A 22,855-nucleotide genomic window follows, 5' to 3' on the forward strand; every position below is an offset into this window, starting at 1 on the left:
CCTCACTCGTATTTGCGCGGACGGGGGGTGATGAGGCGGGTGTCCACGTCTTCGTAATGGATTGCGGGTTCCCCGTCCTTGTATTCCGCAATGGTGGTTTTCAGCCACTTTTTGTTGTTCGCCTCGAAGCGTTTCATGTATTCCATGTGCCCCGGCTGGAATTCATTTTCTTCCACCTCGCCATACTGGCTTTTTTCCAGGTAATCGACGTATTCGTGCGGATCGAAGTTGTCCGGCTGTTTCAGGTCGAACTCCGGCTTGTAGTGTGCTCCGCGGAACTCGTTGCGCTGGAGCGCGCCGATGGTGATGATCTTCGCCAGGTGAATCATGCAATGCAGTTGATTGATGAAGCTCGGCACGGGGTTGGACCAGTGCGTGGTATCCAGGCACTTGACGTCGCGGAAGCGGGTCTGGATGTCATGGATCAGGGTCAGCGCCTTTTCCAGTTTCTGGTTTTCGCGCACGATCAGCACGTTTTTCATCAGGATGTCGCCCAGTTCCTTCTGCAGGAGGTGCGGGTTTTCCTTGCCGTTCATGCGTTTGATGTCTTCAAAGCGCGATTGCCACTGATTGCGCGCGTCCTCGTATATCCGCGACGGCACGTCCTCGTGGGGCACGTCGAGGTTTTTGCTGTACTGGATCATGCCCGGCCCCATCATCAATCCGGTGTAGATGCAACTCAAGAGAGAGTTCGCACCCAGGCGGTTGGCGCCGTGGAACTGGTAATCTGCCTCGCCCGCCGCGTACAGGCCGCGGATGTTGGTCATCTGGTTGCGCGGCGAGCGGTGGTCGATCATGCCGTGGCCGTCGTCCTCGTAATCCGTCCAGATGCCGCCCATCGAGTAGTGCACGGCGGGGAAGATTTTCATCGGCACCTTGTGTGGATCGTCGCCGGTGAACTTTTCGTAAATTTCGAGGATGCCGCCCAGCCGCTCGTTGAGATATTCCTCGGTGTGATGGGTGAGGTCGAGATACACCATCTGATCGCCGCCGACACCCAGTCCCTGGTTGATGCAGACGTCGTAGATTTCGCGCGAGGCGACGTCGCGCGGCACCAGGTTGCCGAACAGGGGATGGTTCTCTTCGAGGAAGTAATAGCGTTCCGCCTCCGGGATGTCGAGCGGGTTGCGCGTGTCGCCGGCCTTGCGCGGCACCCAGATGCGCCCGCCTTCGCCGCGCGCCGACTCGCTCATCAGCCGCAGTTTGTCCTGTCCGGGAATGGCGGTGGGGTGGATCTGGATGAACTCGCCGTTGGCGTAGCGCGCGCCCTGGAGGTAAGCGGACATTGCCGCCGCGCCATTGCACACGGTGGAGCCGGTGGATTTGCCGTACACCTGCGTCGGGCCGCCGGTGGCCAGCACCACGCCGTCGCCCGCCAGCGTGAAAATTTCCGAGGTGTGCAGGTCGTGGATCACCGCGCCTCGGCAGACGCCGCCTTCATCGATGACCGCGCCCAGGTACTCGTGCCATTCGAGTTTTTTCACCCGTCCGTCGGCTTCGTAGCGCCGCACCTGCTCGTCCAATGCGTAGAGGAGTTGCTGGCCGGTGGTGGAACCGGAAAACGCGGTGCGGTTGTACAGGGTGCCGCCGAAGCGGCGGAAATCGAGATGTCCTTCCGGCGTGCGGTTGAAGGTGACGCCCATGCGGTCCATCAGATGAATGATGGCTGGGGCCTGAAAGCACATATCCCGCACCAGCGGCTGGTGCGCCAGGAAATCGCCGCCCTTGACCGTGTCGTAGAAATGGATGTCCGGCGAGTCGCCCTCGCCCTTGGAGTTGATGGCGGCGTTGATGCCGCCCTGCGCGCACACCGAGTGCGAGCGCTTGACCGGCTGGTACGACACCAGCAGGACCTGGGCGTTGTTCTCACACAGTTTCATGGTGAGCGACAATCCCGCGAGCCCCCCGCCGATGACGATGAATGTCGCCTGCCGTTTTGGCATCACAGGTCTCCCACTTTGGTGGGTTCCACGGGAACCGGGTTCAGTGAAAACTCAACCACCGTGGCCAGCCCGAGCACCGTCAGCCCCAGCCCGATCAGAAGAAACGCGATGCCCGCGTTTCTCTGCGCTTTGGGACCGACGATGATGCCCCACGAAATGCAGAATCCCCACAATCCATTGCCGAAGTGAAACGTCGCCGAGACGATGCCAATGAGGTAGATGATGCGTCCGGTCCACGTCTGAAATTCGTCATTCATGACGCCGATCAGAAACGGTGCCGCCTGGAATTCGTTGTGGCCGTACCACAGTTTCGGCGCGACGGTGGTGCCCATGTGGTAAATCAGGAATACGAAGACGATGCCGCCGGTCAGCCGTTGCAGGGTGTACATCCAGTTGCGCGGGTAGCGGTAGCGCAGGAAGTTGTACTTGGCAACGGAAGTCAGGTAGAAGCCCATCACCGAATGAAACAGGATGGGCACGTAGAGCACGAAGATTTCGATCCAGATCAGAAACGGCAGGTTGTTGATGACGTCGATGCTGATCTGGTAGGGAAACACGCCGACGGTGCGCAGGCTGTTGATCGCAAGATGAAAGACAAGAAAGATGCCGATGGGAATGAGGCCGGTGAGGGAGTGGATTTTCAGCAGGAGAAAATGCGCCTGGTCTCGCTGGATCGCGCCCATGGTTTCGTCCACGTGAAGAAGATTGGAACCGCCGCGCTCTTGCCCGGATTGTCGGTCATGGGGGCGCGCCGGTGTGGATTACAGGGCGCGCTCCTTCCGGCAAACAAACCCGCAGAAACGGGTCATGCTTTTTATTTTACGCGATTGGGGGGTGCAGGGGAACGATTTAATTGCGCCGCTTTCGACGCATCGAAAGAAAGGGGACGCGTTGAGAAAGGAATGTGGTGAAAGCGGAAGTCAGAAATCGTACTCGAGGAGCGGCCGGTGTTTGTAGTCCGGATCGACCGGCTTGTCGTTGCGGGTGATCATGAGATTTTTCGGCTCTTCAACGAACAGGTCGACGTAGCCGCACTTGCCGCACACGCGGGGCTGGAGCGGCACTTTCTTTTCGATGCCGTGATCCTGGCGCACGACCATGATGAGTTCCAGGTCACGACTGGTGCGGAGGCCGATGTCTCCTTTCAGGATGCTCGCCTCACCGCATTTGGAACACGTGTTGGGATCACTCATGCCGGGGCCCTCCTGTGAAAGGTCGATGGATGAGGGGAGGAGATCCTCCCCCTGCCATCGAATCCGCCGCCATTATAGCACAAGGGTGAATGGGCGCTAAGGGAAACCCATTCAGGGATGCCCTGCGTTAAGGACGTTGCACGTACAGCGGAGCGGATTCCACGAACACGCGGGCGATCGGCACTTCCCGGCTCTCGCGATTGATCAGCGCGTTGAGTTCCTTGCTGGCATGGAACACCGGTTTCTTGCGCGCCGGAATTTCGATGGGCTCGCCGGTCACCGGTTTCTTGCCGATACGGGCCGGATACTCGCGCACCCGGAAGGAGCCGAATCCCTGAATCACCACACGCCCTTCTTTCTCCAGGTTGGTCATGATGCCGTCCACAAAGGTGAGGAGGATGCGGTCGGCTTCCTGCTTGGAAATGTCCAGTTTTTGAGCTAACTTGTTGGCTAAATCGGATCGAATCATTGCTACCCCCATTGGGAAAAAGTTGGTTTTGCATCCATGACTTCAAGAACCGTGCCAATGAGCCCTTAACGGCATAACCCATTGATTTCTGAATATTTTGAAAAAAGCCGTTTTAGGCAGGAAGCGACTTGTTTATCTTTTTTCATAAATCGGCTTGAAATAAAGTGAACAGTTGATGCCACAGTTGATACCCATTGAAAATAGCCCATGAAGAACCTGTTGATTTACCTAACCCACCCTCATGTGGGGGTGTGGAACCTGCAAGACCGCCATATTGAGCAAATAAGTGCACAATTTCCGGGGATACGGGTTGTAAAGTGCCTGCATTCAAAGGAATTTTTGGAGGGCCTTCCCGAGGCGGAGGCGGCCATTTGCTGGTATTTCCGCCGCGAATGGCTGGCGCAGGCACCGCGCCTGCAATGGGTTGCCACCCCCGCGGCAGGGAGCGACTGGATCGATCTGCCGCCCGACTCCACCATCACGGTGCACCACGGCGGCTTCCACGGCATGATGATGGCCGAGAGCGTGCTGGGGGCCATGCTTTATTTCTGCAAGGCATTCGAGGCGTCGTACGCCTTCCAGAAACAGAAGAAGTGGGCGCGCATCAAGCTTTCGCAACAGATCACCTCCCTCTACCGGGCGCGGGTGACCATCCTCGGCTTCGGCCGGATCGGCCAGACCATCGGCCGGGTGCTGAAACCCTTTGGAAGCCGGGTGACCGGTGTGCGTCGGCGGACGGACGAGCGGCCCGATTATTTTGATGAGTCCGACCGCGTCGTCTCCGTCGATCACCTCAACGAGGTCCTGCCGGAGACAGATCACCTCGTTCTCGTTCTTCCGGGAGGAGATGAGACCGACGGACTGCTCACCGCCGATCACTTTTCACAACTGCCCGCGCACTGTCACCTGTACAACGTGGGACGGGGCAACCCGTATCGTGAGGAGGACCTGGCGCGGGCGTTGGAGACCCGGCAGATCGCCGGGGCCTACCTGGACGTATTCGACGAGGAACCCCTGCCCGAATCGTCGCCGCTTTGGAATTTCGACAACGTGCTCATCCAACCGCACCTGTCCGCCGCCTCGCCGCAGTACCTGGACCTGTTTATTCAGGAATTGATTGGAAAATTAAAAATCTGAATGGTCCCGTTGCCGGGGGCCGTTCGCATTTGGGGAAGGTCAGTCGCCCAGAAAAGGATTGTTGATGCCGCTTTCGAGGTTTTCGGTGATGGCCTGCGTGCGCCAGATGATCTCGATGATTTCGAAGATGCGGTTGGCGATGGAGTCGGCCTTGGAGCCGTAGCGGGAGATGACCACGCCGGCGTCGCCGATCAGCCCCCAAATGGGATCGAGGTTGACTGATTTTTTGTGCAGAATCTGCAGGGACCGCTGAATGCGGTTCACCAGCCGGTTCATGTGGTTTTCGTCGAGGTAGTCGGAGCGCGACACGATATGGCCGAGCAAGCGCAGTAAATTCTGCGTCTTGCGCAGGTCGCCGTCGGAAAACTGGTAGGCGAAGCTCCGCCCGAATTTCTGCGCGTACTGGTCCTTGATCAGCTGAAAGTCCAGTTTTTCCTGGACCATCTTGAGCTGACGGAGTTTGCTGTTCGCGTAGTGGTTGAACGCCTTGCTGATATTCAGGACGTTTTCGTCCTTGTTATTGACGTTCAGATCGGGAAACACGATTTTCAGGTCGTGTGCTTCGGAATACGCCTGCAAGACCGCATAAGCCTTCAGCATGTCCGGATAGTGCCCGTTGAAATCCGGATGCTTCTTCATTTTGAAGCGGTTGGCGCTTTCCCACTCCTGAAATTTGTGGATCAGTTTCTCCAGAGCTTCCACGGGATTGTCTGGAAGGTGATCCAGAAATTCATCTGTAAACATAAGCCGCTCCACCCCCAAAAGGGGTATTATAAAAACAGCCCCAATCCCCTATCGGTCTATTAAATTATATACTTGAAAGCTTTTTGTCTGAAGAAAAATTGAAATGCCTGATATTCGGAACTTCTAAAATTCAGTGAGGCGGGTTTTTCAGGTGGTGGTCCGTCGTGTCCTGAAAACGATGGCCGACGTTCAGCAGGAGGGTTTCCTCAAAATGCCTGCCCATCAGTTGCAGGCCGATGGGCAATCCCTCTTGAGACAAGCCGCAGGGGACGGACAGCGCGGGGATGCCCGCCAGGTTGGCCGACAGGGTGAGCAGGTCGGAAAGATACATCTGCAACGGATCGTCGAGTTTTTCCCCCAGCTTGAACGGCAGAACGGGAGAAACGGGTGCGGCCAGGACATCGCATTTCCTAAAGGCGGTGTCGAAATCCTGCTTGATTAGGGTGCGTACTTTTTGCCCCTTCAAGTAATAGGCGTCGTAATAGCCGGAGCTGAGTACAAACGTGCCGAGCAGGATGCGGCGCTTCACTTCCTCACCGAACCCCTCTTCCCGCGTCTGGGTGTACATGTCGAACAGGTTGCCGGCGTTATCGGACCGGTAGCCATATTTCACGCCGTCGTAACGCGACAGGTTGGTGCTGGCCTCGGCGCAGGCGAGGATGTAGTACGCCGCCACCGCGTACGGTGTGTGCGGAAGGGTGACTTCCACCCGCTCCATGCCGAGCGATTCCAGATGCCGGATGCCCGCCTCGACCGCCGCCCGCACCTGCGGGTCGATGCCGTCGCTGAAGTATTCTTTTGGCACGCCCACTTTCAGTCCCTTCACGTCGCGGTCGAGTGTGGCGGTGAAATCGGGGAGTTCCACGTTGGCGGAGGTCGAATCCATCGCATCGTGCCCGCCGATGACGTTCATCAGCACCGCGGCGTCCTCCACGGTTTTGGTCATGGGGCCGATCTGGTCGAACGACGAAGCGAAGGCGACGAGACCGAAGCGCGACACGCGGCCGTAGGTGGGTTTGAGTCCGGTGATGCCGCAGAAGCTGGCCGGCTGGCGGATGGAGCCGCCGGTGTCCGATCCCAGCGCGGCGACGCATTCGTTGGCCGCCACCGCCGCCGCCGAGCCGCCGCTCGAACCGCCGGGCACGCGGGATTTGTCCCACGGGTTGCGGGTGATATGATGATACGCGGTTTCGTTGGACGAGCCCATGGCGAACTCATCCATATTGGTCTTGCCGATCAACACCGCACCCGCGTTTTTCAGGCGCGTCACCACCGTCGCGTCGTACGGTGCGACAAAGTTGTCGAGGATGCGCGACGAGCAGGTGGTGCGGGTGTCCTTCACGCAGATGAGGTCTTTTATGGCGATGGGCACGCCCAATAGGGGAGCGTCCTCGCCTTTCGCGATGCGCGCGTCCGCCGCCTGTGCCTGCTCTTCCGCCAGTTCGCGCGTCAGGTGTGCGTAGGCGCCGATGTCCTGATCCACCTTGTCGATGCGCTGGTAATACTCTTCCAGCAGATCGAGCGAGGAGTAGGATTTGGCTTTCAGGTGCTTGCGGGCTTCGGCCAGGCTGGGTCTCTGCATGGCTACTGGATGATCTTGGGCACTTCGTAATGACCCTTGTCGTGGCGCGGTGCGAGCGACAGGTAGTCGGCTTGCGGAAACCGCGCCACCACTTCATCCTCGCGCAGGACGTTGTGGATGGGCAGGACGTGCGAGGTCGGCTCCACATTATCCGTGTTGAGCGCGCCCAGTTGGTCGATGTACTCGACGATCTTCTGGAACTGCGGGCCGAGCTTCTCCCTTTCCTTCGCGGTCAGCTCCAGCCGGGCGAGGTGGGCGATCTTCTGGATGTCGACGTCGTCGTGGGACATGGTGTTGTGCGGCTGTTTAAGAAAAAAAGCAGGGCGGTTTTGAAGTGGCGTCAGCTTTTCTTCTTCTTGCCTTTCTCCGCCAGCATCTTTTCCTTGTAATCGATCTTTGCGGATTTGCGGGTCAGGCGTTTGAACTTCTTTTTGGACTGGCGCAGATCCGTATCGTATTTGTTGTCGCCTGCTTTTTTCTTCGCCTCGTCTTTTTTGGATTTGGCCTTTTCGATGTGGCCTTTCAACTGTTCCTTCGTTGCCATGCGTGTGTGCCTCAATTGGGTAAAGGGTTGAGATTGGGGCCTGTTTATACCAGATTTCCGGCTTTTCCGCAAACCTTCTGAAAGGGAGGCAACGGGAAAAAATGGGGTATGGAGGGATGCCCTGAAGATGGATTGAGGGTGCGCCGCTTGGCCACTTAAAGCCCCTCGTGGGTCTCGATCTGCCAATCCCGGCCGTCTGTGGTGACGGTGAGCGCGCCCTGCCGGTCGGTGCGCCACACCCGGGCGCCCTGTCCGGCCAGCCGTTTCAGGGTTTCATCATGCGGGTGGCCGAAGGGGTTGACGTAGCCTGCCGAAATGAGCGCGTCCTGCGCCCCGACGGCCTTTAAAAATTCCGGGGAACTGGAGTAACGGCTTCCGTGGTGCGGCACTTTCAGCACGTCGGCGGAAAGCGGCGCGCCGGACGCCACCAGGTGCGCCTCGGCCTCGGCGGAGATGTCTCCGGTCAACAGCAGGCTGAACTCGCGGTAATCGAGACGCAGGACCCACGACAGGTCGTTGCCGATGCGCCGGGGTTCGAGTCCCACGGTTTTGATGAATCGTCTTCCCGGGTGCAGGGCGGTGAGGCGTGCTTCGCCGAACTCGAGGCTCTCGCCCGGAGCCAGAATCAGACGCTTCGTGCCGCGGGCCACCAGCGTCTGGCGCAAGCGGTCGATCTTCATGTCGGCGATGGTCAGGGCGCGGTCGAGAAAATGTCCCACGTCCATGATCCCCGAAAGCGACAGCAGGCCGCTGATGTGATCGTGATCGGAATGCGTGGCCACCAGGTAATCGAGACCGTGTTCTCCCCGGTGCCAGAGGAAACGCCCCACCACCGCCTTGCCGACGTCCAGCGCGTCCTTGTAAAAGCCGCCGCCGTCGATGAGCAACGTCTCGTGGTTGGGGAACTCGACGAACACGCTCTCGCCCTGTCCGACGTCGAGCAGGGTCACGCGAAGGGTGTCGTTCTGGAATTTGGGAAACTGCGGCCACACCCACCAGACAAAGACAGCCGCCGCGCACAGGGCCAGCCCCGCCGCCTGACCGCGTTGCGCGGTCCCGGTTTTTTGAGACGGCGTCTCCCCGGTTCTCTTTGCGGACAAATGATAACGATGCAGGTAAGCCGGGACCCCGAGCACCAGCGCGGTATAAAACACCAGCCAGAAGTCCGGCGGCGTCGGCACATAAAACGAGGCGAAGTCAAACGATGCCGCCCATACCGGAAGCGCGACGAGCACGCCGAGGAGTCCGTCGACGCCGCTCATCAACAAATCGGCGAGTGTCGGCAACACGGAGTTGAGAAGAGCGATCAACAGCGTGGCCGGGATGAGCACCGATGCCAGCGGCACCAGTACGAGGTTCAGCAGAAACCCGACCACGCTCACCCGGTTGAACTGGTACACGAGCGCGGGAAAGGTGCCGAGGATGGCGGCGGCGGAGACGAACGCGGTGCCATAGAGAAACCGCAGGGCGGAAGCGATCACCCCGCCACGCTCATCCCGCAAACCCGGCAGGCGGCGGTACCAGGCTTGTTCGCCGAGGCGATCGATCGCGTCGTCCTCCGCCTGCAACAGCATGCGGTGCAGGTACAGGATGGCGAACACCGCGCCGAAGGACAGTTGGAAACCGGGGGTGAGGAACGCGCCGGGGCTCCACAGCAGGATGCCGAACGCCGCAACCAGCAATGCGTTCAGCACACTGCGTTCGCGGTCGGCGAGCACCGCGGTCAGAAACAGGAGCACCATGGTCCCGGCGCGCAGGGCCGACACCTTGCTCCCCACCAGCATCAGGTACACCAGCACCGGCAGGAAACAACACGCCACCGCCCATTTCTGCGTGCGGCCGAGAAGCACCCAGCGCGGACGGTATCTCGAAAACAACCGCCACAGCACGGGGTGAACGAGAAAATACGTCGCGCCGGCGACGAAGCCGATGTGCAGGCCCGACACCGCCATCAGGTGCGCCACGCCGGTGGCGCGGAACGCTTCCTGCAACTCTTCGCTCAGAAATTCCTTTTCGCCCAGCACCATGCCGCGCAACAGCGCCGCTTTGTGCGAGTCGAGATTGCGGTCGAACAGACCCCGCAGAGAGTGCAGTACCGCCTCATGCCAGCGGGAGAGGGTGGTGGCCTGTGCGGTGTCGAGGCGTTCCACCCGTTCGGCCTTCGACACACCGCCGGTGACGTCGATCCCTTCCGTCCGCATGTAGTGTTCGTAATCGAAGCGGCCGGGGTTTTTGAAATTGCGCGGGCGCTTCAGCCGCACCTGGTCGAAGCGCACGCGGTCGCCCTCGCGCAGATCCGCTCCCGCTTCATATACGGTGATGCGGGCGCGCCCGCTGACCGGGATGGGTATGTCTTCGTATTGCAGGGATTCGAGATCGACTCGCACTCGCACGCGATCGGGATACTGCCGGGGAGGTTGGGTGACGATGCCGGTGACATCGGCGCGGCGGCCATCTTCCACATGATTCAGAATGTGGGAAACGGGCCGCAGGATCGTATGGCGATAAGACGTCGTCGCGCCCCACGCGAACAGCACGGCCATCAGAACGAATTGCCACGCGCGACGGGTGTGGAGTCGGCGGGCACATCCCACCGCCAGCGCCAGTGTGACCAGTGGCAGGGTGCCGGGAAACAGGAACCCGCGCGAGGCGGGATGGGCGAGGAACAACCCCGACAGGTAAAACAGGAAATGAGGAAGCAACGGTCCCATAACCGCGAGTCTGGGCGCTATCGGATCACCAGCGCCAGGTCGATCTGCTTTTTCGCCATGTCCACCCTCTGCACCCGCACCTTCACCGGATCGCCCAGCCGGTAGGTCTTGTGTTTGTGCTGACCCTTGAGCGCGTGCTCGTGTTCGTAAAACACGTAGTAGTCGTCGGCCAGGGTCGACACCCGCACCAGTCCCTCGACGAACACATCATTTAACTCCACGAAGAAGCCGAACGAGGTGACGTTCGAAATATGCCCCGTGTGGATGGAGCCCAGCTTGTCCGCCATGAACTGCACGCGGCGCAGGTCGCTGACCTCACGCTCGATGCCCATTGCCTTGATCTCCATGCCGGTGGACTGTTCGGCGGCCTTCGCGGTTTGGCTCATCAACTGCTTGCGCTCCTTGAGCGAGCATTTCTTCTTGCCGAGGTATTCCTTCACCACGCGGTGGGTGAACAGGTCCGGGTAGCGCCGGATGGGCGAGGTGAAGTGCGTGTAGTGCTCGAAGCCGAGGCAGAAATGGCCGGGGTCTTTCTCCGAATACACGGCTTTTTTCATCGACCGCAGAAGAACGTAATTGAGCGCGCGTTCCTCCGGTTTGCCGCGGGCCCGTTCCAGAAGTTTTTGCAGGTGCGTCGATTTCACTTTCTTGAACGACGGCAGGCGGTAGCCGAAGTCCGCGGCGAATTCGCCGAAGCGGTGGATGCGGTCGGCATCCGGCTCTTCGTGGATGCGGTGGATGACGGGCAGGTTCTTCTTCGCCATGTCTTCGGCGACGATGCGGTTGGCCGACAGCATGAACTCCTCGATGATCTCGTGCGCGATGTTGTGCGGCGCCTTGCGGATGGTCTGGATTTTTCCGTCCTGTGTCATCAGGATCTCCGCCTCCGGCACGTTGAAATCGACACTGCCTTCCTGAAACCGTTTCTTGCGCAGGGTGCGGCTCAACTGTTCCATGTCCTTCAGCATCGGCATGACCTCGTCGAACTGGCCTTCCGGGTCGCCGTCTTCCAGCAGAGACGCCACCTGTGTGTAGGTGAAACGGACCTTGCTTTCGATGATCGACTCGTAAACCTCGTGGTCGACCACCTCGCCCTTGTCGTTGAACACGATGTCGCAACTGAGCGTCAGGTGTTCCTCATTGGGGCGCAGACTGCACACCTCGTTCGACAGTTTGAACGGAAGCATGGGGATGACGCCCTCGGCGTAATAAATGCTGGTGCCGCGTTGAAATGCTTCTTCGTCAAGCGGCGAGCCTTGGGTGACGTAATGGCTGACGTCGGCGATGTGCACACCGAGGCGGTACAGGTTTTTTTCGCGGGTGAGGGTGACCGCGTCGTCGAAGTCCTTGGCGCGTTCGCCGTCGATGGTGAAAATCATCTGATCCGTCAGGTCGCGTCGGCGCGCGCGTTCTTCATCGGAAATTTCAAGGCTCAGCTTCTTCACCTGGCGCTGGGCCTTGGGCGGGAACTCCTGCCGCGCTTCGTGTTTGTGGAATATGGAACGCAACTCCACCGCCGGGTCGTCCGCCGGGCCCAGCACATGGATGACGCGTCCCACCGGGGGGTGGTTCCGCGTCGGGTAATCGACGATCTCCACCTGCACCATCTCGCCAGACTGCGCGCCCAGTGTGTCCTTGCCGGGGATGAACACATCCTGAAAGTATTTGGCGTCGGAAGGAACCACCCAGCCGTCGCGGTTGAGCGCTTCGAACAGGCCCACCAGCTTCTGCGTGCGCCGTTCGAGAATGCGGATGACGCGACCTTCCGGCCGCGAGTAGCCGCGGTACTGCGACTCGATGCGCGCCACGATCTTGTCCTGGTGCATGGCGCCGCCCATCTTCTGGCGGCTGATGTAAATGTCCGGTTCGTCGCCGTCGCGGATGAGAAAGCCGTAGCCGTCCGGGTGGCCGTGCAGGAGGCCGGAGACGAGGCTCATCTCGTCCGGCAGGCCGTAGCGTCCGCCGCGCAGTTTGACGACGGAGCCTTCGCTGGCGAGGTCCTTGAGCAGGTGGCGGAATTCGCGACGCTGGGTTTCCGGGATGCCGAGCGTTTTCATCAGTTCGGAAAACTTCATCGGCCGGTTGGTTTTTTCGTGAAGGAGTTTGAGGACGACGGATTCGCTGAGTTCCATAAGAGGGCAGGCCGAGAATAGAATGTTCTCCCATCGTAACACCAACCCGCGCCCGGAGAAACCGAAACGGATGGAGCCAACCGAAAACTCTTTTTTCTTACCCATACAGGCGTTTTGCTTTTTAAAGGCAACTCACCTATAATCCTTTGAGTTTTTACGAATCAAGGGTTTGAGACATGAAAGTTCAGTTGGACTGGTTGTGGCAATACGTGGAGTGGAACATGTCCAAAGAGGACCTGTGCCATCTGTTGACCATGGGCGGGCTGGAGGTGGAAGCCGACGAGCCGGTGGACCTGGGCGGTGGCCGGACCACCGAGGTGGTGGAGTTGAACGTCACTCCCAACCGTGGATACTGCCTGAGTCACTTAGGTGTGGCGCGGGAGATCGCGGGCTTCACCGGGGCCGCGTTCCGTTCGCCGGACCCCGATCCCGAACTGGAAAAGGCGTTCGCTCCGGCTCCGGCCTCCGAGCGCCTGAAAGTGGACAATGAGGAACCGCAGCTGTGCCCGCGCTATGCGGCCCTGGTCATCGACAACGTCAAGGTCGCGCCGTCTCCCCAATGGTTGCAGGAACGGTTGATTGCCATCGGGCTCCGCCCCATCAACAACATCGTGGACATCACCAACTTTGTGATGATGGAGTACGGCCAGCCCCTGCACGCGTTCGACCTGAACCTGCTTAAAAACCGGCGCATTCTCATCCGCCGTGCCAGCAGGCAGGAAGCCTTCGTGGCTCTGGATGGCACGCAACTGCGGCTCGACCCCGATGCACTGGTCATTGCCGACGGAGAAAAACCGATTGCTCTTGCGGGAATCATGGGCGGCGCCAATAGCCAGGTGACCAAGGACACGACCACCGTGGCGCTGGAGAGCGCGTACTTCGATCCCATCACCGTGCGCCAGGCATCGAAGAAGTACGGACTGCGTTCGGATTCCTCGTACCGGTTCGAGCGCGGCGTGGACATCGAGGCGGTCATCACCGCGCAAAGCCGCGCGGCGCTGTTGATCCGCGAACTGGCGGGCGGCGAGATACTGAACGGCCGTTGGGACATCTATCCCGATCCCGTGCCGCGCCAACAGATCGCTCTCCGCGTCTCGCGCACCAACCAGGTGCTGGGCACTGCGCTTGAAGCCGATAAAATTTTCAATTATCTGAAGGGGCTGGGACTGAAAATTGTAAAAGAAGAGCAGAAGGGCGAACGCGTTCTGGTGGAGGTTCCGGCGTTCCGCCCGACCCTGCAACGCGAGATCGACCTGATCGAAGAAGTGGCGCGGCTCGACGGGTACGACAAGGTTCCCGTCACCAGCCCGAGAGGCGAGTTGTCGCCGGTCATCGATTCGCCGACGCGCGCGCTCGTGCTGGAAGCCCGCGCAAGATTGTGCCACCTGGGTTACGCCGAGGCGGTGAACTACAGTTTCATCGAAAAGGAACATGCGGTGAATTTCATGACCGCGTTCGCGCCCGGGGACGCGGAGACGATCGACCTCGACAACCCCATCAGCGCCGAGCTGGGCGCCATGCGTACCAGCCTTCTGCCGGGGCTTCTCAAGGTCGCGGTGAGCAACATCAATAAAGGGAACAAATCGGTGCGCCTGTTCGAGACGGGGGGTATTTTCCACGCGCCCAAAGGCAGTCAGGAAGCCGTGCAGAACACCTGCATCGCCGTGCTGACGGCGGGGCCGCATCCCGCCAGCGTGTGGAAGGGAGCGAACGCCGCGCATGATTTTTACGACATCAAGGGTGCGCTGGAGTTGTTGCTGGACGGGCTTGGCGTGAAAGCCCAGACAGGTCCCGCGAACCGTTCGTTTCTGGACGCCGGGCAGTCGGCGGCGTGGAGCGTGTCGGGCCGGGAGATCGCCTATTGCGGAAAAGTGGAAGGGAAGCTGGCCTCCGCGATGGGACTCGACACCCCCGCCTTTGCGTTGGAGGTCCACGTTGAGCGCCTGGCGGAGGTCCTGCCCGGACGTAAAAAGTTCGAGTCCCTGCCGAAGTTTCCCGAAACCTACCGCGACATCTCCATCCTGGTGGACAAGCCCGTGGCTTCGGGAGCGGTCAGCGACCTCATCCGCGAGGCGGGACAGCCCTTATTGAGCCGGGTGGATCTGTATGATCAGTTTGAAGGGAAAAAACTGCCTGAGGGTAAGAAAAGCCTCACTTACGCCCTCGCGTTTCAGTCGCCGGACAAGACCTTGACCGACGAGGAAGTGAATCCGGTTTTTGAGAACATCGTGAAGGCGCTGGGAGACCAGGTGGGGGCGTCGCTCCGCGACCAGTGATGCGCCCGTGAGGCCGGTCGCGGCCAATTGACACCCCACCCGCCCGGTGATACGATTCGCCCATGTCCACGCACCCGGTTGACAAGCTGGAGCGCCTCGTCTCCGAATGGATCGAGACCGCCCGCGCCCTGCGGGAAGACAACGCGCGCTTGCAAACCGAACTCCGGCAGTTACGCCAGCAGGTGGAGTCTCTGTCGCAGGAACAGAACGGCACCCAGGCGAAGCTGAGCCGGCTGGCCGGCCTGGAAGCCGAGCAGAAACGCTGGGAGGAGGAACGCAAAACCATGCGGACCAAAGTACGCCACATCCTCGAACAACTTCACCGCATTCCCGCAGAGTGACGGCCATGGCTTCCGGCACGCAGATTCAGATATACGGCAAGAAATACACGGTCAAGGCTCCCTCCTCCAACGTGTCGTTGCAGGAGTTGGCGGACTATGTGGATGCCCGCATGCGGGAGCTTTCGTCCACCAGCCGCACCGTTCCGGCGGATGTGGCGGTGCTGGCGGCGCTCAATATCGCGCAGGATTTATTTGAATTGAAACAACAATTTGAAGCCCTGAAGGTGGAAAGCGAGGCGGACAAAAAAGAGCTGGAAGACCGCACCCGGGCGCTTTCCGAAAAGCTGGAAAACGAATTGGCGCAGGTTCGCGAAAACCCCGGTAAATGACACAAAAGAATAGGCTTGAGGGGATTCGGGGGTTGTGCTACGATTGATCGAAAATTGGGATACAGTGCTTCCCTGTGGTGCTCGAGTTTAAAATCAATTCTTGAGCCAACATGAATCAACGGGATCGAAACTGACTGTGGTGAGCATGCCTCCCTAGGAGGAAGCCTGAAACAGTTCACGGAGAGCCCACCTGTCCTTGGCAGGTTCAAAAACTGATTTTTCACGGCACACGCGGGGAAGCATTTCTGAATATTTTTGTGGGTGTGCGGCAGTAAAGCCGAAAACCGCCCTCGTGACGGGGGCGTTTTTTAACACAGGTTGTCACGGCCTGAAACTGGAAAAGGATCAACGGATCTTGAATCAGGGATACGTTTTTACATATAAGTTTTGGACAACTCCCCTACGGTTTGCCGGAGGGCTCTCGCCCTTTGGTTTGTGGCACGGCGCCACAAGCCGCTGCAAACCCGATTCTTTCCTTGATTCGGAAGGGGCCGGTTGATGCGGTAAACCGCTTCCGTCCACTTTTCCAAAGCCTGACCCTCTTAAACTTGTTTCGACCCACGGAATATTGAGGGCTCTTTGCATTCGAAAGCAGTCATCCGGAAAGAGATCCTGGCGCATCGCCGGACGCTCGATCCGGAAACCCTGAAAGCGCTTAGCAGCCGTATCATCGAAACGGCGTTGGGGCTGGATGCATTCCACCGTGCAGACACCGTGCTGGTTTACCTGTCCATTCCCGGAGAGGTGGAAACCGACGCATTGGTGACCGCGGCACTGGATGCCGGAAAGCGGGTTTGCGTGCCGGTCATCGACCCCCGAACGGGCGAGCTCCATGCCTCGCACCTGCCGGGATGGAGTATCGAGTTCCGCAAAGGGCCGTTCGGCATCCGCGAACCGGAGGACCGGTTTCTGAAATGGGTGCCGCCGGAGGAAATTGACCTGGTTTTCATGCCGGGGCTGGCTTTTGACAGAGAAGGGGGACGTATCGGGTATGGCAAGGGGTATTTCGACCGGTTGCTGGACCGGTTGAATGAACACGCGGGCAGGGTTGCACTGGCTTTCGATTTTCAGATTCACGACACCCTGCCTCAAGGCCCTTCGGACCGACGCGTTCATCAGATCGTAACCGAGACAAAAATCATTGATTGCTGAATGGAAAGCTCCGTTCTGGCAGGGTGCTTTGGAATATAAAAGAGGTAAATCATGGGAAATGCAACGGGTGGTATGGAATTGAGCTTGGTGACATTGATTGTGAGCCTGGTGGGGACCCTGGGGTTCGGGTTTTTCGCCGGATACCTGGTGCGTAAAAAGTTGGTCGAACTGCAACTGAAAGAATCGGAAGAACTGGGCGCCAAGATCATTCAGGAGGCGGAAAAAGAGGCGGAGACGATCAAGAAGGAAGCCGGGCTCCAGATCAAGGAAGAACAGATGGCCATCCGCGCCCGTATGGAAAAGGAACTGGAAGGCGAGATGGGCGAACTGCGCGAACAGGAAAAATCCCTGCGTCAGAAGGAAACCGAGCTGAACAACCTGATCGAAAAAAACCGCCAGGCGGAACGCAGTTTCGAGTACCGCGGCAAGGAACTCGACGAAAAAGAAGCGGTGGTGGCGAAACAGAAGCAGGAATACGAAACGCTGGTCATCGAGCAGATCAAGAAGCTCGAATCCATCAGCAACTACACCGCCGAGGAGGCGAAGGAAGCCATCCGCAATCAGATGCTGGAAGAAGCGCGGCAGGATGCGGCACGCCAGGTGAAACGCATCGAGGAAGAAGCCCGCAATAATGCGGAAGAGGAAGCGCGCCGCCTCATCTCCATGGCGGTGCAACGGCTGGCGTCCGACCACGTGGCGGAGACCACGGTGTCTGTGGTCGAGTTGCCGAATGACGATATCAAAGGCCGCATCATCGGGCGGGAAGGGCGCAACATCCGCGCGCTGGAGCAGAGCACCGGCGTGGATCTGATCATCGATGACACGCCGGGGGCGGTGGTGCTGTCGAGCTTCGATCCCATCCGCCGCGAGATCGCCCGCCGCGCGCTGGAGAAACTCACCCTCGACGGGCGTATCCATCCCGGTCGCATCGAGGAGATCGTCTCCAAGTCCAAAAAGGAAATCAACCAGGACATCATCAACGCCGGTGAGCAGGCGGTGATGGACGTGGGCGTGGACCGCATGCATCCGGACATGGTGAAACTGCTGGGCCGCCTCAAGTACCGCACCAGTTACACGCAGAACGTGCTTCAGCATTCCAAGGAAGTGGCTTGGGTGTGCGGCGCCATCGCTTCCGAGATGGGGCTGGACGTGCAGTTGGCGAAACGCTGCGGCCTCCTGCATGACATCGGCAAGGCCGTTGACCGGCAGACCGACGGCACGCACACGCAGCTGGGTGTGGACATCGCCAACCGTTACAACGAACACAAGTACGTGGTCAACGCCATCGGCGCGCATCACGAGGACATCGAACCGGATTCCATTTACGCCGTGCTTGTCGCCGCGGGCGACACCATCTCCGCGTCGCGTCCCGGCGCACGCCGCGAAATGCTGGAGACTTACGTCAAACGCATGTCGCAGTTGGAGGAAATCGGAGATTCGTTCAAAGGCGTCGAGAAGACCTATGCCATCCAGGCGGGGCGCGAGGTGCGCATCGTCGTCGTTCCGGAGAACATCACCGACGATGAAGCCATCCTGCTGTCCAAGGACGTGGCCAAACGCATCGAAAAGGAAGTGACGTATCCCGGTGAGATCAAGATCACCGTGGTGCGCGAATCCCGCTTTGTGCAGATCGCCCGCTGATTTGGCGATCCGATAGCAACCCGAAAACCCCATTGCGCCTGCCTCAAGCGGGCGCGTTCCTTCAAATCCCCTAACCTCCGAATTCATGGAAGAAACCAGCAATTTTCTACAACAGCGCCGCGACAAACTCGATGAACTGCGGCAGATGGGCGTCAACCCCTACATCAATCGCTTCAAGGTCAATGCCCACATCGGCGATCTCTTATCCACACACGGTGAAAAAAGCAAAGAAACGCTCGATGAAGAAAACCTGAACTTCATCGTCGCCGGACGCGTGATGACTCGCAGAAAGCACGGCAAGACCACGTTCTGCCACATCAAGGACGGCACCGGCCAGTTCCAGATTTATGTGAAGAAGGATGACATCGGCGAGGACAATTACGAGTGGTTCAGCAAGGTGGACATGGGAGACTTCCTCGGCGCTGAAGGGCGCTTGTCCAAAACCAAGACGGGCGAGCTCACTCTGTTTTGTACGAAGGTCACCCTGCTTTCCAAATCGCTCCTGCCGCTTCCGGAAAAATGGCACGGTCTCAAGGACGTCGAACTGCGTTACCGCCAGCGGTATGTGGACCTGATCGTCAACCCGGAGGTCAAAGAGGTGTTCGTGGCCCGGAGCCGTATCATCCAGGCCATCCGCACCTTTTTGAATGAGCGCGGCTACCTGGAAGTGGAAACACCGATGATGCAGTCCATCCCCGGCGGCGCGACGGCGAAGCCGTTCAAGACGCACCATAACGCGCTCGACATGGAGCTCTACCTGCGCGTTGCGCCTGAACTGTACCTGAAGCGGCTGGTGGTCGGCGGCATCGACCGGGTGTACGAGATCAACCGCAACTTCCGCAACGAAGGCATCTCCACCCAGCACAATCCCGAATTCACCATGCTGGAGTTTTACACCGCCTACGCGGACTACCTGGACCTGATGAACCTGACGGAGGAGTTGTTCCGCTACATCGGCACCACCGTGTTCAACACGCTCACCTTCTCGTGCACGTTGAATGACAAGGAAGGCCGCACGGAAACCCTCGACCTGTCGAAACCGTTTCAGCGCTACACATTCTTTCAGTCGATCACGGAACTGGGCGGTGTGCCCGCGGACGTCCTTCAGGATTACGACAAGATCACCGGCTATGCGCTGGAGCACAAGGTGCCGCTGGAAAAGCGCGACACGCTGGGCAAGGTGCAGGGCAAGCTGTTCGATCACTTTGTCGAACCCAAGCTGGTGCAACCCACGTTCATCACCGACTACCCGCTGGAGTTGTCGCCCTTGTCCAAGAAAAAGGAAGACGACCCGAACCTGGTGGAACGCTTCGAGTTCTTTGTCGGGTGCCGGGAGCTGGCCAACGCGTACACGGAGTTGAACGATCCCATCGACCAGAAAGCGCGCTTCGAACAGCAGGTGGCGCAGAAGGATGCGGGAGACGACGAGGCACACTGGATGGATCTCGATTTCATCCGCGCGCTGGAATACGGCATGCCGCCGACGGCAGGCGAGGGCATCGGCATCGATCGCCTGGCCATGCTGTTCACCAACTCCCCGTCCATCCGGGACGTGATTCTGTTCCCGCAGTTGAAAAAAGAATCCTGAACGCCGTACTCTAATCATCCGGACCGCGGTCCGGTTTCGGTCAACCTCACTTGCCATCATCATGGGTTACGAATTACGAGTCAGTTGGCGGCACCTGTGCTCCCGGAAATCCCATAAGTTCATCTCCCTCATCACCTTCATTTCCGTCGGAGGCGTGGCCTTGGGCGTGATGGCGCTCATTGTGGTCATCGCCGTCATGTCCGGTTTCGGCAAGAACCTGCGCGACAAGATCCTAGGCACCAACAGCCACATCGTGGTGACGAGTTTCGAGCGCGAGGGCATCGCCAATTACGAAAACGTCGTGAGCACGGTGAGGGAGGTCGAACAGGTGAAGGCGGCGGCGCCGTTCATCCTCAAGCAGGTGATGCTCACCTACGGTCAGCGCACCTCCGGCGTGGTGATCCGCGGCGTCGATCCGAAACGCGAGGGCGACATCTCCGACCTGGAGAAAAACATGGTTCAGGGAAAACTGGAGGCCCTCGCGGGCACATCACCGGGCCAATCGAGCGTCCATCGGCAGGGAATCATTCTCGGCGTGGAGTTGTCGCGCTCGCTCGGCGCGTCGGTGGGCGATGTCATCGGCATGCTCGCGCCTTCGGTGCGCATGACGCCGCTCGGCGTCATCCCGAATATCAAGATGGTGCAGGTGGTGGGCCTGTTCGAGTCTGGCATGTATGAATACGACGCCAACCTCGCGTTTGTGTCCATCGAGTCCGCGCAGAAGCTGTTCAATATGAAAAACACGGTGACGGGCGTGGAGATCAAGGTCGAGGACATCGACCTCGCATGGAAAACCGCCGAGTCCATCCAGAAGAAGCTGGAGTTCCCCTACATCACCCGCGACTGGATGCAGATGAACAAGAACCTGTTCTCCGCACTCAAGCTGGAAAAGATCACCATGTTCATCATCCTCATCCTCATCATTCTCGTCGCCGCGTTCAACATCATCAGCACGCTGTTCATGGTGGTCATGGAAAAGTCCAAGGACATCGCCATCCTGAAATCGATGGGCGCGACCAGCGGAAGCATCATGAAAATTTTCAGCATGCAGGGGTTGATCATCGGCCTCGTCGGCACCGGGCTGGGGGTGGTGGCGGGGTTCACCATCGTGCCTAACCTCAACGAGATCGTCGGTTTCATCGAATCGGTGTTCAATATCCAGGCATTTCCAAGCGACGTGTACTACCTCGACCGTCTGCCGTCGGAGATTCAATACTTCGACTCGTTTCTGATCATCGTGTTTTCCATTCTCATCTGTTTTGCGGCGTCGCTGTATCCCGCGTGGCGGGCGGCGCGGCTGGACCCGGTGGACGGTTTGCGTTATGAATGATTCGCGCGGCGACATCCTGCTCAACGTGACCGGTGTGTGGAAAGCCTACCGGCGCAACGCGGAATCGGTGGAGGTGCTCAAAAACGCCGACCTGCAGGTGAAGACGGGCGAGATCCTGGGCATCGTCGGTGCCAGCGGCGCGGGCAAAAGCACGTTGCTCCACATTATGGGCGGACTCGACCGCCCGCAGAAGGGCAAGGTCGAGTTTAAAGGACAGGATATCTTCAGGCAGAAAAACGGATTCCTCGAACAGTTCCGCAATCGGCACATCGGTTTCGTATTCCAGTTGTTCAACCTGCTTCCGGATTTCACCGCGCTGGAGAACACGCTGTTCCCCGGTCTCATTGGTGGGCAGGAAGAGGGATCCCTTCGGGAGCGCGCCGTGCACCTGCTCACGCAGATGGGACTGAAAGACCGTCTGCACCACAAGCCGGGAGAGTTGTCCGGCGGCGAGACCCAGCGCGTGGCGCTGGCGCGGAGCCTGGTCAATCAACCGGACCTTCTGCTGGCGGATGAGCCCACGGGCAACCTCGATTCCAAGTCCAGCGATGCGTTCATGGATCTCGTGCGCGATCTCAACAAAAAGTCCAACCAGACGTTCGTGATCGTCACCCACAGCCCTCGTATTGCCAAAAGCCTGGACCGGGTCCTGCAACTGGTGGACGGCGAGATCAAGCCGATCGACAAAGAATTGATTCTGTAACCTTTCACATCCAAGAGGCAGTATGAAACTCAAGGACATCATTGCGCAGGTGGGCGGCACCGTGCAGGGTGACGACCAGATCGACATCACTGACGCGTGCGGACTGGACCACGCACAGGCCGGGCACATCACCTTCCTCGCAGATAAAAAATACAAGGACAAGCTGGCGACCTGCGCCGCGTCGGCGGTGCTGGTCAAGGAGCCGATGGAAACCGGCATCGTGCAGATCATCCATCCCGCGCCGCAGCTTGCGTTCGCCAAAATCCTCGCCGTGTTTCATCCGGAGCCGAAACCCGAACCCGGCATCGACGATCGCGCCGCCGTGGATCCAACGGCGAAGCTCGGCAGCAACGTCACCGTGCTTCCCTTCGTCACCATCGGCAAAAACGTGATCATCGGCGACAATACTGTGTTGTATCCCGGCGCCGTGGTGCACGACAACTGCCGCATCGGCAACGGCTGCACTCTGCACGCCAACGTCACCGTGTACCGCGATACGCGGATCGGCAACAATGTCATCCTGCACGCCGGCGTGGTGGTGGGTGCGGATGGATTTGGTTACACGCCAAACGAAAAAGGCGAGCATGTGAAGATCATGCAGGTCGGCTGTGTGGTCATCGAGGACCATGTGGAGGTCGGCGCGAACACCTGTATCGACCGCGCGGCGTTCGGCAAAACCGTCATCCGGCAGGGAACAAAGATCGACAACCTCGTGCAGGTCGCGCACAACTGCGACATCGGGCCGCATTCCATTCTCGTCTCACAGGTGGGGTTGTCCGGAAGCTGCAAACTCGGCCACCATGTCATCCTTGCCGGGCAGGTGGGTTTGGCCGATCACGTGACGCTGGGAAACCAGGTGATCATTGCCGCGAAGGGCGGCGTGAACAAGGACATACCGGATGCGGGCTTCTACGGCGGCAGTCCCGCCGTTTCCGGCATGACTTGGAAGAAATATGTCACCATGTTTCCGAAACTTCCGGAAATGGCGCAGAAATTGCGAGAGTTGGAAAAGCGCTTGAATGCGATTGAAAACAAATGAA

20 protein-coding genes and 1 other RNA gene are annotated in these 22,855 nt (G+C 59.1%); 11 read left to right on the forward strand and 10 right to left on the reverse strand.

Annotated features, from left to right (window positions below):
* Nucleotides 1–2: 2 nt before the first annotated feature.
* From sdhA to J2S31_RS05000, 4 genes are all read right to left on the reverse strand, one after another.
* Nucleotides 3–1,943 (reverse strand): succinate dehydrogenase flavoprotein subunit, encoded by a 1,941-nt coding sequence (sdhA, locus tag J2S31_RS04985; protein WP_237097964.1) that lies wholly within the window; start codon nucleotides 1,941–1,943, stop codon nucleotides 3–5.
* Nucleotides 1,943–2,626, reverse strand: coding sequence for a succinate dehydrogenase (locus J2S31_RS04990; RefSeq protein WP_237097965.1), 684 nt, complete (start codon nucleotides 2,624–2,626; stop codon nucleotides 1,943–1,945). The genes sdhA and J2S31_RS04990 overlap by 1 nt, the downstream gene beginning before the upstream one ends.
* Before the next feature lie 237 nt (nucleotides 2,627–2,863).
* Nucleotides 2,864–3,136, reverse strand: a complete 273-nt coding sequence (locus J2S31_RS04995; protein WP_237097966.1) for a hypothetical protein — start codon at nucleotides 3,134–3,136, stop codon at nucleotides 2,864–2,866.
* A 127-nt stretch (nucleotides 3,137–3,263) separates the two neighbouring features.
* Complete coding sequence (locus J2S31_RS05000) at nucleotides 3,264–3,605, reverse strand: HU family DNA-binding protein (RefSeq protein WP_237097967.1); 342 nt, start codon at nucleotides 3,603–3,605, stop codon at nucleotides 3,264–3,266.
* Nucleotides 3,606–3,944: 339 nt separating this feature from the next.
* Here J2S31_RS05000 and J2S31_RS05005 point away from each other — a divergent pair, with 339 nt between their 5' ends.
* Nucleotides 3,945–4,742 (forward strand): D-2-hydroxyacid dehydrogenase, encoded by a 798-nt coding sequence (locus J2S31_RS05005; protein WP_237097968.1) that lies wholly within the window; start codon nucleotides 3,945–3,947, stop codon nucleotides 4,740–4,742.
* A gap of 39 nt (nucleotides 4,743–4,781) precedes the next feature.
* Here the strand turns inward: J2S31_RS05005 and J2S31_RS05010 are convergent, their stop codons facing one another.
* The 6 genes from J2S31_RS05010 to rnr all read right to left on the reverse strand — a co-directional run bounded on the left by J2S31_RS05010 (nucleotide 4,782) and on the right by rnr (nucleotide 12,560).
* A complete protein-coding gene (locus tag J2S31_RS05010; protein WP_237097969.1) occupies nucleotides 4,782–5,486 on the reverse strand; it encodes a hypothetical protein in 705 nt (234 codons plus the stop codon).
* Between the two features lie 130 nt (nucleotides 5,487–5,616).
* The gene (gene gatA / locus J2S31_RS05015) at nucleotides 5,617–7,068 is read right to left on the reverse strand and encodes an Asp-tRNA(Asn)/Glu-tRNA(Gln) amidotransferase subunit GatA (protein ID WP_237097970.1); all 1,452 of its coding nucleotides are present in this window, start codon (nucleotides 7,066–7,068) and stop codon (nucleotides 5,617–5,619) included.
* A gap of 2 nt (nucleotides 7,069–7,070) precedes the next feature.
* A complete protein-coding gene (gatC, locus tag J2S31_RS05020) occupies nucleotides 7,071–7,358 on the reverse strand; it encodes an Asp-tRNA(Asn)/Glu-tRNA(Gln) amidotransferase subunit GatC (protein ID WP_237097971.1) in 288 nt (95 codons plus the stop codon).
* A 50-nt stretch (nucleotides 7,359–7,408) separates the two neighbouring features.
* Complete coding sequence (locus J2S31_RS05025) at nucleotides 7,409–7,612, reverse strand: hypothetical protein (RefSeq protein ID WP_237097972.1); 204 nt, start codon at nucleotides 7,610–7,612, stop codon at nucleotides 7,409–7,411.
* A 155-nt stretch (nucleotides 7,613–7,767) separates the two neighbouring features.
* Nucleotides 7,768–10,323 (reverse strand): DNA internalization-related competence protein ComEC/Rec2, encoded by a 2,556-nt coding sequence (locus J2S31_RS05030; RefSeq protein WP_237097973.1) that lies wholly within the window; start codon nucleotides 10,321–10,323, stop codon nucleotides 7,768–7,770.
* A 17-nt stretch (nucleotides 10,324–10,340) separates the two neighbouring features.
* The gene (gene rnr / locus J2S31_RS05035) at nucleotides 10,341–12,560 is read right to left on the reverse strand and encodes a ribonuclease R (protein ID WP_237097974.1); all 2,220 of its coding nucleotides are present in this window, start codon (nucleotides 12,558–12,560) and stop codon (nucleotides 10,341–10,343) included.
* 71 nt (nucleotides 12,561–12,631) lie between these two features.
* Between rnr and pheT the strand changes: the two genes are divergently transcribed.
* From pheT to lpxD, 10 genes are all read left to right on the forward strand, one after another.
* The gene (gene pheT / locus J2S31_RS05040; RefSeq protein ID WP_237097975.1) at nucleotides 12,632–14,731 is read left to right on the forward strand and encodes a phenylalanine--tRNA ligase subunit beta; all 2,100 of its coding nucleotides are present in this window, start codon (nucleotides 12,632–12,634) and stop codon (nucleotides 14,729–14,731) included.
* 62 nt (nucleotides 14,732–14,793) lie between these two features.
* Nucleotides 14,794–15,072 (forward strand): hypothetical protein, encoded by a 279-nt coding sequence (locus J2S31_RS05045; RefSeq protein WP_237097976.1) that lies wholly within the window; start codon nucleotides 14,794–14,796, stop codon nucleotides 15,070–15,072.
* A gap of 5 nt (nucleotides 15,073–15,077) precedes the next feature.
* Complete coding sequence (locus J2S31_RS05050; RefSeq protein WP_237097977.1) at nucleotides 15,078–15,401, forward strand: cell division protein ZapA; 324 nt, start codon at nucleotides 15,078–15,080, stop codon at nucleotides 15,399–15,401.
* A gap of 66 nt (nucleotides 15,402–15,467) precedes the next feature.
* Nucleotides 15,468–15,643, forward strand: a non-coding RNA gene (ssrS, locus tag J2S31_RS05055) — 6S RNA.
* A gap of 337 nt (nucleotides 15,644–15,980) precedes the next feature.
* Nucleotides 15,981–16,553 (forward strand): 5-formyltetrahydrofolate cyclo-ligase, encoded by a 573-nt coding sequence (locus J2S31_RS05060; RefSeq protein WP_237097978.1) that lies wholly within the window; start codon nucleotides 15,981–15,983, stop codon nucleotides 16,551–16,553.
* A gap of 51 nt (nucleotides 16,554–16,604) precedes the next feature.
* Complete coding sequence (gene rny, locus J2S31_RS05065; protein WP_371831627.1) at nucleotides 16,605–18,194, forward strand: ribonuclease Y; 1,590 nt, start codon at nucleotides 16,605–16,607, stop codon at nucleotides 18,192–18,194.
* Nucleotides 18,195–18,279: 85 nt separating this feature from the next.
* Nucleotides 18,280–19,782, forward strand: coding sequence for a lysine--tRNA ligase (gene lysS, locus J2S31_RS05070; protein ID WP_237097979.1), 1,503 nt, complete (start codon nucleotides 18,280–18,282; stop codon nucleotides 19,780–19,782).
* Between the two features lie 61 nt (nucleotides 19,783–19,843).
* Nucleotides 19,844–21,112, forward strand: a complete 1,269-nt coding sequence (locus J2S31_RS05075; RefSeq protein WP_237097980.1) for a lipoprotein-releasing ABC transporter permease subunit — start codon at nucleotides 19,844–19,846, stop codon at nucleotides 21,110–21,112.
* A complete protein-coding gene (locus J2S31_RS05080; RefSeq protein ID WP_237097981.1) occupies nucleotides 21,105–21,815 on the forward strand; it encodes an ABC transporter ATP-binding protein in 711 nt (236 codons plus the stop codon). The genes J2S31_RS05075 and J2S31_RS05080 overlap by 8 nt, the downstream gene beginning before the upstream one ends.
* A 22-nt stretch (nucleotides 21,816–21,837) precedes the next feature.
* Nucleotides 21,838–22,854 (forward strand): UDP-3-O-(3-hydroxymyristoyl)glucosamine N-acyltransferase, encoded by a 1,017-nt coding sequence (gene lpxD, locus J2S31_RS05085; protein ID WP_237097982.1) that lies wholly within the window; start codon nucleotides 21,838–21,840, stop codon nucleotides 22,852–22,854.
* The last annotated feature ends 1 nt before the right edge of the window (nucleotide 22,855 follow it).

Source organism: Nitrospina gracilis Nb-211 (assembly GCF_021845525.1).
Classification (GTDB): Bacteria; Nitrospinota; Nitrospinia; order Nitrospinales; family Nitrospinaceae; genus Nitrospina; species Nitrospina gracilis_A.